Origin of the sequence: Microcella putealis, assembly GCF_004216575.1 — a bacterium.
Lineage (GTDB): Bacteria > Actinomycetota > Actinomycetes > Actinomycetales > Microbacteriaceae > Microcella > Microcella putealis.
In genome coordinates, this window is the sequence record NZ_SGWW01000001.1 from 710,340 (window position 1) to 723,077 (window position 12,738).

Here is a 12,738-nt window from a genome sequence, read left to right on the forward strand (position 1 = left end):
GCTTTACAGCCCATCTCTCGACCGGGCGCTCACCGAGGCAGGACTCGCAGACACCGTGGCGGCGAGCCTCTCAATGCGGGGCTTGAGCTTCTCGAAATCAACGAGGTCGATCTCGCCTCCGCTCAGGATCAACAGCTCGTCGTCATCAGCAAACGCGTAGTCAACCCTGCCGTACACGACCCCGTGATCGTTGAGCGGCAAGTAGCGGACGCAGACCGCACCAACCGTGCCGTCTTCCGTCGTGAAGTCAGCGGAGTACGGTGCCCCCAATTGCGTCGGATCATCGGCACCAGCCGCGTCGGCGAGTGACCCGGCCCCCATACGTGAGCGTTCGTACGCGACGGCCTCGACGATGTACGCCGGTCCGTCCCACGCCTCGAAGGCCACGAATACTCGGGAGCGCGCGCTCTGGCCGCGCTGCGCGGCCATCGCCAGGAGTTCATGCACCCGCGCTCGCACCTCGGGCGCGAAATCGTGGAGAAGAGTGAGCTCATCAACAAGCGCGGTCAGCCACTCATCGACGGTGGCGTACTCGCCACCGTGCGCTGCGGGAAACGGCCACCGTTCGGGTACGCCGATCCACTCGTCCGGATGCCGAATGAAGAAACTCACGCGTCCCCCTCCTCTCGACGGAAGCGAACGGTGGACATCATGGCGTCGATGAGAGACTCGAGCGCGTTCAACACCTCGTCGAATCCCGGCTCATCGCTCGTCAGGATGCTGGCACCGAACAACAGCCACTCCTCGAGCCAGGGAACATGGCACACATACGACACGGTCCGGTAAGCGGGGGCATCGTCCGTCGCCGGCACATCGACGGAGCGCCGGATTGCCGCGAGTCCATCGATCTCGATAGCTCGAGAGCCCGCATTCGCGAGCCCTACCAACATTTCTAACGGCGAGCGGCCGTCGGAAGCGGGAGGTGGCACGGAAAAGGTAGCGATCGACACCGGGATGGGGAGATCGTCGACGCTCGCGAGCGAGACGATGACATCGAGCGCACCGCGGTCGCGGGCTGTGTCGATTGCATGCTGTGCGGTCCGCCCCAGCAGAGAGCGCAGCGGTGTTTGTCGATCTTTCGGTGCACGACGTGCGACATCGTCGATCAACGCATCGAAGCGTTCCTGAATCGACTCATCCACCCGCATTCGCACCCAACCGGGCGGCAGCAAGATCGTGTAGGGCGCCGCGGTGTCGGAGATCACGAGTCCCCCGCTCGCACGCCGCGGGCACGCGCTCGGCCAGTGGGGCGCCCGCGGTTGAGCTGAACTGCGCGAGTCCCAGCGACGACAGCCACGATCACAAGCAGGACAACGGGAATGAGGTACAACTCCCACCCGTCTCGGAAGTACCAGCGCGCCCACGTCCCCCCGACGACGGCGGTCACGCCCGACAACAGCGCGACGATGGAGGCCCCGGCTAGCAAAAAGATCGGCCCGACCCTGCGCACGTAATGGCGTTCGGGGCGCCACACCATGCGCAATACAACGATCCATCCGGCCGCGGCCACGAGGAACAGCCACCAGGGAACCTCGATCGGGAATCGCCCACGCCATTGAAGCCACGCGGTCTGACGCGCAGTCTCAAGCTCGTTGGGCTGTGCACCCGTCACCAGGAGTATCGCGAGGTTCGCCGCAAGCAAGAGAAGAGCGACCACGACAAACAAAGCGAGGCCGAGCGTTACATAGGCCGCGCGTCGCCCGACAACCTCGTCGTCGTGCATCACCAGTCCGCGTTCTGCCACGAATTCACTCCAGCGTCATCGGGCACGACGAGATCGGTGATCAGGTCATCCGCCATCCCGCCGAAAGCTTGGTAGCCAAAATCAGCGGCAAATGTCGACACAGCCCGCGGCATCGTTGCCGCAACGGCCGCCGACGTGTTCCCCGACAGAAGGATGGGGGTCTTTGCAAGCGCGGCGACGTTCAGCAACTCACCAAAACTCGTCGTGGCGAACGCCCCTCCTGGGTTTCGCGTCATGAATTGCGTTATGACGTTGCTCGCGATTGGCCGAGTGATGCCTGAGATGCCCGAACCAGCCGCGCTCCCCATGATCGCGTTCGTCGCCGTAGTCGTCACCGCACCGCGCGAGGCTGCCGCCACGTTGCCGAGGACTTTTCCAACCCCGAAGGGAATGATGGCGAGCGCTGTCGTCACGATCGCCTCAAGAACCGAACTTCGCCCAGTACCCGCCTTCGCCCAGGCGTTCGCGATAACCGCAGCAGCAACGACAACGCTCACGGCAAGCACGACCAGGTTGAGCCCGGGAACGAATAGAGCGATCACCGCCAGGGCGGCTGCGACATAACCCGCGATCTCGATAACGGTGTCGATCCACGGGTTATCGGTCAGAAATTGATCAACCTTGTCCCAGAAGTCATCGTTGATGTTGCCGGTGTTTTCGACCTCCTCGATGCGCCCCGCCGCATACTCAGCCGCCTGATCTCGCGCTTCGATGATCCCGTTCAGTGCCTGGATGGCCGACGAAATGTCACCGTGTGCCTCGGTGGCGCGGCTGTTCCACACCTGCCACTGCCGGAGCGCCTCGTCTGCGTCAGGCTCGCCCATCATGGCCCGGCGTTGATGCTCGTCCTGCCAGTACCGCGTTTGCTGATCGGAATTCGCCGCGGACTCGCGCGACTCCAGCGCACGCTGCAGCAGGGTGAGCGATTCGGACTGCGCAGAGCGAAGTGGCTCAACGTAGCCACGAAGGGCATCGGCCACTCCGTCGTATCGCTGTGCTGCACGGCCGATGCGCTCGGCAACCTCCACCGCCACCTCACGCATGGCGTCAATCGCTTCGCCCCGCATGTCATCGCCGTCGAACGCATTCGTCAAGTCAACTTCCGCCCGCGCGATCGCTGCGGCAACGGCCGCGTAGCGACCGGAGGCGCGGCTCACCTCAGCCCAGTCTCCGGGCACGGGGTCCGTGGACCACTGGAGCGGCGACCAGTCTGACGGGCGACTCATGATTCACCTCTTACCGAGTTGGCGAGCCCACCGTCGACGTCCGTGAACGACTGATCGAGGTGCGCAAAGTGCTCTTCGAGAGTCTGCAACTGTTCGACGAGGTCGCCGCGACGGTTCGTCCAATTGTGCGTAAAGGCGCGAACGCGTTCGGCCAAGCCGCGATGACCGACCGCCTCAGCGACGTCGCTACTGGTGTCGTCCGCCGACTCGAATTCGCGTCGGATGCGCGCCAAGTCAGTCCGCAGTCGGGCGACCGTGTCGCCGTCGTGGATCAGGTCACTCACGTCTCGAATCTCCTCATCTCGCAGAGAGCGCCGGTGGCTCGCAGGGAGCCACCGGCGCGGGACAACTAGCCGCGAATCGCGTTCGCGAGACCCTCGTCGGTCTGCTGCAGAGCGTCGGCAGCCGAGACCAGGAAGGTCGCGAGACCCTCAAGGCCGTCGACGGCCTGCGAGGTGCCGGTGCGGAACTGCTCGAACGAGTCGCGGTACGCCGCCGACGACTGCTCGGCCTGGAAGCCGCTCGCGGTCAGGTTCTGGACGAGCGTCGAGAGCTCAGCAAGCTTCTGCTGCATCTCGTCGCGGCCCATCCGCAGTCGGTTCGCCGCGTCGCGCAGCTCGTCGTAGGTGACGTTCAGATTCGCCATGGTGTGCTCCTTTTTCTCTGACTCCGCCGCGCTGGCGGGCTGGCATGCTCAACGCTAAAACGCTGAGTATCCATCGGTCGATGGGGAGGCCTCCCCATTCGGTCCCCCCACGAGGGGAAGCTGGACGCGCACGGCCTTGCCGCGCGCGATGAGGTAACCGCGGCCGGGCGGGAACTCGGCACGCGAGACGCGCGGCAGCGAGGTCTTGAGGATGGTGTCGCCCTCGATCGACTCGGGCTGCAGCAAGAAGCCCGTGCGCGCGGCCTTCACCTCCGCGAGCAGTGGCCACGACGAGCCCCACGTACCGGTCTCGGAGTCGGCGATGACGAGGTGATCGCTGCGCTTGATCGCCTTGATCAGCTCCACGAGCGGTGCGTCAGCCGTGCTGCTCAGGAAGTCGGCGAGCTGCTCGATCGCGACCACGACGCGGCCGGTGGTGGCCGGGTCGGCGATGAGCGCCGTGATCTCCTTCGCGAGGGCCGCCGCATCCTCAACCGTGACCGCCGTCGCCTCCCAGCCGGGCATCCGCCCGATCGGTGAGCGAGGCGAGCCAAAGTAGAAGCGCGTGACGGCGGGAACCGCTGCCTCGACCGACTGCACGAGCCAGGCGAGCGCGTTCGTGCGCCCGGATGCGGGTGGCCCGGCAAGCAGGAACGCTCCGCTCGGCTCAAACGCAATCGGAGCAAGCGTGTCCTCGGCGATGCCGAGAACCGGCCTGCCGTCGACCGCCGGCGGAAGGACGGAGGGGGCGAACTCGGTCGCCAGAGACCCAATGGTCTCAGCGGGCTGCCGGCCCGTGCGTTCGATCGCGCGGCCGAGTTCGATGAGGGCGGCGGCCTGCTCGGCCGTGCCCGTGTGACCGCCCACCACCGCGACCTGCGTCTCGACACCGTCGACGATCGCGCGCCCAGGGGGCGACGTCGCGGAGAGGATGTCGGCGGGCGCGTCGACCATCATGTAGCCGCCCTCGTCGGCGAGACGGTGCACGATGCGCCGCTGGAAGGCGGACGCGACTCCCGAGGGAACGCTCGCCGGCCGGTCGGCGGTCATCGCCACGTGCATGCCGAGCGCTCGGCCCTCGCTGATCAGCTGCTGGAACACCTGGTACCAGGGCGCCCGGCCCGCCCCGACCTCCCAGTCAGTGCGGAAGGACGGGAAGTTGTCGACGAGCAACAGGATGCGGCGCTCGTCGGGCGCACCGGCGATGCGGCGGAAGTCAACGATGCTCCCCGCATCGACGGCGGCGTAGCGGGCCGCGCGGTCCTCGAGAAGGCCGCGCAGCATCCGGAAAAGGCGAATGACCCGCTCCGGGTCATCGCCGCTGACGACCGAGCCGACGTGCGGAAGCGTTTCGAGCATCCGCAAGCCACCCGTGCCGAAATCGAGCGCGTACACGTCGACGGGGCCACCGCGCGGCGTGACGCCCGCGGCCGCCGCAAGCGAGCGCAGCGTGACGGTCTTGCCGCTGCCGCCCGCGCCGAAGATGACGACGTTGCCGTCGACGTCGGGGCGGAAATAGGTTTCGGCCTGGCGCTGCTGCTGCGGAAGGTCACTGACGCCGAGCACCAGCTCAGAATCGGTGCGCTGGCGCAGGCGGGTCAGGTCGTAGGCGGGGGCCAGCTCGTCGAGCCACGGGCGGCGCGGCGGAGGAATCGCGGCCGTCGACGCCGCCTGGATGAGGTTGGCGACGAGGCGCGCCTGGTCGGTGGGCCCCTCCTCATCGGCAACGGGGCTCGCCACGTCTAAGCCACCCGGGCGCTCCCAGGGCTGCTCGGTGCCGAAACGCAGCTCGGCAATATCGACGCTCGGCGGAGCGGGGGTGTCGCTGGTGTAGCCACCCGCGTACGCCGACTGGAACGGCGTGAGACGACCCGGACCGGTCTTCGCGATGCCGCGGCCCGGGATCGACGGGTCGAATGTGCCTGCGACGGGATCGCCGACGACGTCCATCGAGTCAGACTCGTCGGCCATGCGCAGTGCGATGCGGAGGTTTGTGTTCGCGCGCAGATTGTCTTTGATGACGCCGGCCGGCCGCTGCGTTGCCATGATCAGGTGGATGCCCAGCGAGCGACCGCGCTGCGCGATATCGACAACGCCGTCGACGAACTCTGGAACGTCACTGGCAAGTGCCGCGAACTCGTCGATCACGATGACGAGCGCGGGGGGCGCATCGGGATCGCCGCGCTTTTCGAGCTCGATCAGGTCTTTCGCCTTCTTGCGGTTGAAGAGGTGCTCGCGGTGGTGCAGCTCGGCACGCAAGCTCGTCAGTGCACGGCGCACGAGGTGAGGGCTCAGGTCGGTCACGAGGCCGACGCAGTGCGGCAGATCCACGCAGTCGGCGAATGCCGAGCCGCCCTTGTAGTCGACGAAGAGGAAGGTCACGCGGTCGGGGCTGTACTCGGCGGCCATGCCGAGCACCCACGCCTGCAGAAATTCGCTCTTGCCCGAACCCGTGGTTCCGCCGACGAGGGCGTGCGGACCCTGCGTGCGCAGGTCAAGGTGCATCGCGTCGAGCCCGGCCGAACCCACAATCGCGCGCAGTTTGCCAGCGCGTCGACGAGCGGGAGCTGCCCCGGAGCGGTCGTGGATCGAGTCGTTTTCGCGCCAGCGGCCCACTGCCACGCCGGGAGTCGTGGCGAGCTCGGGGCCGAGCAGCGACAGCAGCATCGCCGTGCGCGGGAGGTCACTTTCATCGCTGATCGCCGCACCCGCATCACTGACCGGCGCGAGGCGCCGCGCCACCCGAAGAGCCTCGTCGCGGGAGACCGACTCGGTGCGCACGTCGACGAGTTCGTTGCCCAGGCGGACGAGCCCGACGCGCGCGGCCGTGGGCGAGCTCGGTTCGACGAAAGTGCGCGCGACGGCGGGAAGCTCGCGCACACCGGCGGCGACCCAGATCGGATACACGCCAGCGTCGGCACCGCGCTCTGCCATCTGCACGAGGCGCGCACGGTCGACCGGCGCATCATCGGCGACCAGCACGACAACCGCGGGCGTGGCCGCCGGCGGCGGCGTGGCGATCTTCTCGGCGCCATCTCCCGCGGAGGCCCCGGCCACGAGCGCCGATCGCTCCTCGAGCGCCGCACCGCGCACCTCGGCCTTGCGCGTGCGTGCGGTGATCAGGTCTTCGAGCGCCGACAGCAGCGCGGTGCCGGTGGCCTGACTGTTCGCCAGATGCACCGCCGAGATCGGGCTGTGCGGCGAGCCCGTGTGGGGTAGCCACTTCAGCCACTCGAACTCCGGGGTCCACGCCGAGCCGACGATGGCCGACACCACGAGCTCGGCCGGCGAGTGCAGCCCGGCGAGCTGCGTGAGCACACCGCGCGCACAGTCGGCGGCGAGTGACCGCTCTCCCGCGATGCCGAGCGCGCCCGCAAAGAACAGGTTCTCGGTCACGGGCACGCCCTCGATCTGGGCGTAGGCCTCGCGGGCGCGCGTGACGCGCTCGAGGTATTCGGGCATCCCCGTGTCTTCGTTGGTGATGCGCACGGTGTTGCGCGACGCCATCGTGCCCACGCCGAGATTCACCGAGAGGAATTGCCAGTGCTCGGGCCGACGCGTCCAAACGAGGGGGCCGAGGGCGAGAACGTGATCCGAGACCTCGCGAGTCGACGGCGCTTCCCGCAGGCGGATGTCGCGCTCCCGCGTCACCTCCGCTTCGAGCTCTTCCTCGAGGCGCGCCGCCCGCGATTCAAAGCGCTCGACGTCGAGCTTGTGCTTGCGCTTTCTTTGCGCCCGCGCGGTCAGCCACGTACCGATCATGAGCAGCGGTGCGGCCGCGACGAAAATCAGCAGCTGAGCGCCACGCTGCGGGAAGAGCAGAATCATGGCCGCGCCGATAAACACCGGCGCGATCAGAATCAGCCACGGGAAGGGCTGCGCATCCTGCTCCGTCGGCGGCGCCGGGGCGATGAACTCGCGCCCCGGATACCGTGGCTCGACTCGCGGCGAGCGGTTAAAGGCCACCGGCTCGCTCGGGTCGGCGTCGTCGCGTGCAGCGGTGCCCGCGAAGTCGGCACGGATCACCGTGTCCCCGAGGCGCACGCTCGACCCGTCCTCAAGGTCAACGCGCGAGACGACGCCGCCGTCGACCTCGATGCCGTTTGCCGAATTGAGGTCAACGAGCCGCGCGGTTGTGCCGATCACATCGACGCGCGCGTGACGCTTCGAGACGAGCGGGTCGCTCACGGTCACATCGTTGTCGGCATCACGGCCGACCGTGTACGAACCAGCGGCAAGCTCGACGGTCGACCCCGCATCGGGTCCCTCAACCACACGCAGCGTCACCACCGTCGCGCTGCGTTTGTGCTCAGGCGCGCCGGCCGAGGTCACCGCGATGGTGGCGCCAGAGCCGAGGCGCGCCTCCGCGAGCGGCACGTCTCGCGTGAGCGTGCGCCGGCGCGCACCACTCGCCGCGTCGACAACGGCGAGCGTCGGATCGCCGGGGGCGACCGCGCCAACCTTCGCACGAAACGGGTCGCGCTCGGCGAGCGATTCGGCCACGTCGGCGACGGTCGCGGCAGCGTCGGCGGTGATGACGACGTCGGATGAGGGCCCGCCAGAGCGAGCAAGAGTGAGCTTGACCTTCATCGCGAGCGTCTCCGTGGGGTGCGGCGGGCGGAACTGGCCGCGCGGGCCGCGCGGCGGATGCGGTATCGGCTGAGGATGCGCCGCGACCGCGGCAGACCCTCCTCAGTGCGCGACACGATGTCGAGCGCGGAACGCCACACCTCGTCGCTCTCGTCGAACGCGACCAGACGACCCGAGAAGACCGCGTCGTCAGCGATCGTCGCCAACCCCGTGAGCCGGGCAGCATCGGCCGCCGTCGGCAGATCGGCGGCCTGCTCAACAAGGTGGGATGCGGCGCGGGGACGCGTCACGCGTTCGGGCACGGCGAACCCGAGCTCGGCGTAGCGGTCGACCACTTCCTCCCATGCGCCGGCCACGCGGTGGTGGCCCTCAGCCTGGTGTCGACGCCGACGCGCGCGGCGCGCCTTGAGCCCGGCAACGATGAGCAGCGGCAGCAGCACGAGAGCGAGCGGGATCAGGATCGACAGCGCGAGCGTAACCACCCAGCCCGGCACGACGAACGGCACCTCACGCTCGTCGTCTTCGAGCTCATCGAGTTCCACGGGAGACAGCAGCTCATCCTCGGGGTTGTCAGCGGTCGGCGGCTGACGCACCTGTGGCTGCGGCTGACTCTGAGGTGCCGGCTCCTGGTCCTGCGGGATATCGGTCTCATCGGGAGTCGGTTCGAATGCCACCCATCCGACGCCGTCGAAGGCGACCTCCACCCAGGCGCTGACATCGTCACCGGTCACCGCAACCGACTCGGCCCCCTCGGGAACGTCGGGGGCGAACCCCATCACGACGCGCGCGGGGTACCCGAGACTGCGGGCCATGAGGGCGAACGCCGAGGCGTACTGCTCCTCGTCCCCCACCATCTGCGGTCGTTCCAACAGCTCGATCATGCGATCGGCGCCGTGGCCGGCACGCGATGGCACCGAATCGGATGCGCGTCCCCGGGAGAAGAATCCGTCGCGAACCAAAGCCCCCCTGATCGACTCGAGCTGCGTAATCGGATCAACCGCGTCGGCCGCGAGGTCTTGGGCAGTCGCGGCAACGATGTCGGGCACGCTCTCGACCGGGGGCAATTCGACGGTCGCGACGGGCACACCGTCGAGGTCTTCGAGTGCGGGGGCGATCTGCACCGCGGGGTCGAGTTGGTAGGCGTCGCCGGCCGCTAGCCCGCTCGTCAGCACGAGTGATCCCGTGCCCGCGTTGTACCGCAGGTCGTCTGATCGCTCCGCCGTCTCACCCAGCAACTGGAAGTCGTCGGGGTAGCCCACGCCCGGCACCCACACATCGTCGTAGCCGACGACGGTGACCGTGATCGGCTCGCGCGGCTCCGTGGTCGCCAGAGGCGGGGCGGGAAGCGAGCGACCGACGAGCGCGAAGCTGCCCGAACCGTCGACACTCGTGTCGGCGCCAGCGACGTTCCAGAGGGTGCCGGAGTAACTATCGAGGACCGCCATACGAAGTCTGTCGCCAGGGCGTATCCCGTCGACTTCCAGGAGGACATCGTCGGTGACCTGCTTTGAGAAGTACCGGAAGCCGGCGAGCGGGCTCGGATAATCGAGCGGGTCAAACGGCGGCGTGATTTCGTCGCGCAGGACGAATCGTTGCTCAGCATCCGGAGCCAAGAGCGCTCCCGCTGCCCCGCCGGCCACCACCGCGACGACGACCAGTACGGTCGTGCCGGCCAACTTGCGCGAGCGAAGCGCCGCGGTCGACCCGGCGGCGACGCCTCCGGCTGGCGCGCGCCAGCCCAACCACACCAGCAGGATGACCGCGAAGACGACGCCCCGCACCCCCGCCTGAAACGCCTCGTCGGTGCCGAGCAGAATGGCTGCGAGGTACAGCGCAACCGGCCCCAGTGCCACGAGCGCGAGGCGCCAGCTTGTCCGTGGCCGGAACGGCAACCACCGCACGGCAAGGAGAACGGCGACCAGCGTCACGATCCAACTTGCGGCATACGGCACAACACCGATGTAGACCGGCGCCCCCACCGGGGTTCCGAGCGTCACGATGTCGGCCCAGCCGTAGACGGAACCGATGGCGACGTTGGCGAGCCCCTGCAGGGTCGGCAGGAAGCCGAGGAACGCCAGGGCTGGAACCGCGAATGCCGGGCCAGCCAGCAGGTACGCGAACAGAGCGATTGCCGCCGTCGGCAAAGCCGTCAGCCGCCACAGCGTCGACGTGACGGCGGTCGCGGCGGCGATGAGCATGCCGCCCACCCCTGCGACAAGAAACGCTGCCCCGCCAAAACTCGGCGCGAAGCCGATGATTCCGAGGCTAGTAAGGCCGAGCAGCACGGCGACATCCGCCCACGCGCGAGCCGTCGGGACGGTCTGCGCGCGACGTCGTCGCGTGGGCGCTGCGGTGTCGGTGCCGCTCACGACGCGACCCCCGCGAGCATGCCGGGCAGGTCGTCGAGCGCGCCGACGGTCAGCATCGTGGCGCCGCCGAGCGACCCGATGCGGGCCTGCTCACCCGACACCGCGCGCACGGCGAGGTGCTGCGTGTCTGTGCTGTAGAGCCGCTGCACAGCGCGCAGCTCGCCCACGTCGGTGCCGGAGCCGCCGACCGCAACGAGCACACTCGGCATCGGGAGGCGCAGGGTGTTGTGACGCACGAAGGCCCGCATCGTCGCGAACCCGTTGTCGTCGCCGTACTCGACGCGGCTCGCCGAATCGAGCATCGAGGTGACGGTCGGGCTGCGCCACACGCCCTGTTCTGTCACGACGGTGAGTTGCGTTCCGTCTCGAATCACCTGCGCGGCGATGGATGCCGTAATCGAGACCGCGAGTTCGAATTCGTCGTCGGAACCATACGCATCCGCCCGGGTCACGAGCGCGAGCAAGATTTGCGAGCGGCGCGTCTCTTGGAACTGTCGCACCATGAGCTGACCGATGCGGGCCGAGGTGCGCCAGTGCACATAGCGGCGGTCGTCGCCCGGCACGTAGGGCCGCAACGCGTGGAAGGCGAGGTCGTTGTTCGTGATGCGATTCGACACCTGGCCCTCGAGGTCGCGCACCAGCCCCGCGGCCGTTGCGTGCAGGCGGACCGTCTTCGGATGCACGAACAGCTCGACCGGTTCTGACCACTCGACGCTGCGGCGGAGGAGCCCGAGCTGATCGCCCCGCACCGAACGGGCGGGGCCCGCCACAATGACCGCACGGCGATGCGTCGGCACCTGAAACAGCTCTTCGCGCTCCTCTTTCGGCGCCATCGCGGGAAGGGCGAACTCGGCGACGCCCTGACCAACCGGCAGCTCCATCCGATGCGGGAGCACACGGCGCTGACCCGTGTTGACCACGACCATGCGGCCGAGAGCGCGGTCGCCGACCACGACCCGGCGGGGATTCAGCTCAACGTGGACCGCGTACGACGCGCGGCCGATGAGAAACAGGGCGGCGATCACAAACGCGGCGGCGAGAACCCAGCCGAGGAACGCGAACTCCGCCCAGCCAAAGAACGCTGCCAGGGCGAGCGAGGCGAGCGCGAACGCTACGACGATCCACCCCGTCTGAGTGACGGGGCGGAGACGTCGCGCAATCGCGCTCAGGAGGCGCATGCCGTCACGCGGCCCGATATGCGGGCGGCTCGATGTCGAGCAGCACGCGCTCGATGATGCTCTCGTCGGAGACGCCCGCGAATTCTGACTCGGGGTCGACCATGATCCGGTGCGCAAGCACGGGCACGGCGAGTTCGCGCACGTCGTCGGGGGTCGCGTACGTGCGACCCTTTGCGATCGCCCACGTCTTGGTCGCCCGGGCGAGCGCCAGCGCTCCGCGCATGCTCACGCCGAGCAACACGTCGGGGTGCGAGCGGGTGGCGTCGACGATCGCGGCGAGATACTGCATGACCGACTGGTCGACATGAACGTCGCCCGCGAGCTTCGCCATCGCGACAATCGATTCGGCGGTGATGATCGGCGACACCAGGGATGCGCGGGCCCGCGTGGACGAGTCCATGAGCAGCGCGACTGCCGTCTGTGTGTCGGGGTAGCCAAGGCTCGTCTTGATGAGGAAGCGGTCGAGCTGCGCCTCGGGCAGCTTGTAGGTTCCCGCCTGTTCGACGGGGTTTTGTGTCGCGATCACCAGGAACGGGGCGCCGACAGGGTGTCCTTCGCCGTCGACCGTGACGATGCCCTCCTCCATCACCTCAAGGAGGGCCGACTGGGTCTTGGGGCTCGCCCGGTTGATCTCATCGGCCAGCACGATCGACGCGAAGATCGGGCCGGGGTGGAACTCGAAACGACCCTTCGACTGGTCGTAGATCTGCACGCCCGTGACGTCAGAGGGCAGCAGGTCGGGGGTGAACTGGATGCGACTCGTCGAACCGTCGAGCGTGTTGGCAAGTGCCTTCGCGAGGACGGTCTTTCCCGTGCCGGGGAAGTCTTCGAGCAGCACGTGTCCGTCGGACACGAGCGCCGTGAGGACAAGCCTGATGACGTGGTCTTTCCCCACGATCGCCTTGTCGACGTTGCGCACGAGGCGTTCAAATGCCTCGGTGAACCACGTCGCCTGTTCTTGCGTGACTGTCACTGCGGTGCCCTT

At 68.0% G+C, this 12,738-nt stretch carries 10 protein-coding genes; all 10 read right to left on the reverse strand.

The features are described from left to right. Window positions 1–3: 3 nt before the first annotated feature. Complete coding sequence (locus EV141_RS03470; protein WP_130484552.1) at window positions 4–612, reverse strand: hypothetical protein; 609 nt, start codon at window positions 610–612, stop codon at window positions 4–6. Next, a complete protein-coding gene (locus EV141_RS03475) occupies window positions 609–1,205 on the reverse strand; it encodes a hypothetical protein (RefSeq protein WP_130484553.1) in 597 nt (198 codons plus the stop codon). Before EV141_RS03475 ends, EV141_RS03470 begins: the two co-directional genes overlap by 4 nt. Further along, window positions 1,202–1,744: a hypothetical protein gene (locus EV141_RS03480; protein WP_130484554.1), complete on the reverse strand. Its 543-nt coding sequence runs from the start codon at window positions 1,742–1,744 to the stop codon at window positions 1,202–1,204. The genes EV141_RS03475 and EV141_RS03480 overlap by 4 nt, the downstream gene beginning before the upstream one ends. Beyond that, window positions 1,723–2,901, reverse strand: a complete 1,179-nt coding sequence (locus EV141_RS03485; protein ID WP_130484555.1) for a hypothetical protein — start codon at window positions 2,899–2,901, stop codon at window positions 1,723–1,725. Before EV141_RS03485 ends, EV141_RS03480 begins: the two co-directional genes overlap by 22 nt. 65 nt (window positions 2,902–2,966) lie before the next feature. Next, on the reverse strand, window positions 2,967–3,254 hold the full coding sequence (locus EV141_RS03490) for a hypothetical protein (protein WP_130484556.1): 288 nt from the start codon (window positions 3,252–3,254) through the stop codon (window positions 2,967–2,969). A 65-nt stretch (window positions 3,255–3,319) separates the two neighbouring features. Continuing rightward, on the reverse strand, window positions 3,320–3,616 hold the full coding sequence (locus EV141_RS03495) for a WXG100 family type VII secretion target (RefSeq protein ID WP_130484557.1): 297 nt from the start codon (window positions 3,614–3,616) through the stop codon (window positions 3,320–3,322). A 54-nt stretch (window positions 3,617–3,670) separates the two neighbouring features. Continuing rightward, the gene (locus EV141_RS03500; RefSeq protein WP_130484558.1) at window positions 3,671–8,206 is read right to left on the reverse strand and encodes an FtsK/SpoIIIE domain-containing protein; all 4,536 of its coding nucleotides are present in this window, start codon (window positions 8,204–8,206) and stop codon (window positions 3,671–3,673) included. Then, window positions 8,203–10,575: a transglutaminase-like domain-containing protein gene (locus EV141_RS03505; protein ID WP_130484559.1), complete on the reverse strand. Its 2,373-nt coding sequence runs from the start codon at window positions 10,573–10,575 to the stop codon at window positions 8,203–8,205. Before EV141_RS03505 ends, EV141_RS03500 begins: the two co-directional genes overlap by 4 nt. Then, window positions 10,572–11,753: a DUF58 domain-containing protein gene (locus tag EV141_RS03510; RefSeq protein ID WP_130484560.1), complete on the reverse strand. Its 1,182-nt coding sequence runs from the start codon at window positions 11,751–11,753 to the stop codon at window positions 10,572–10,574. The genes EV141_RS03505 and EV141_RS03510 overlap by 4 nt, the downstream gene beginning before the upstream one ends. Before the next feature lie 4 nt (window positions 11,754–11,757). After that, window positions 11,758–12,726 (reverse strand): AAA family ATPase, encoded by a 969-nt coding sequence (locus tag EV141_RS03515; RefSeq protein WP_130484561.1) that lies wholly within the window; start codon window positions 12,724–12,726, stop codon window positions 11,758–11,760. Window positions 12,727–12,738 lie beyond the last annotated feature (12 nt).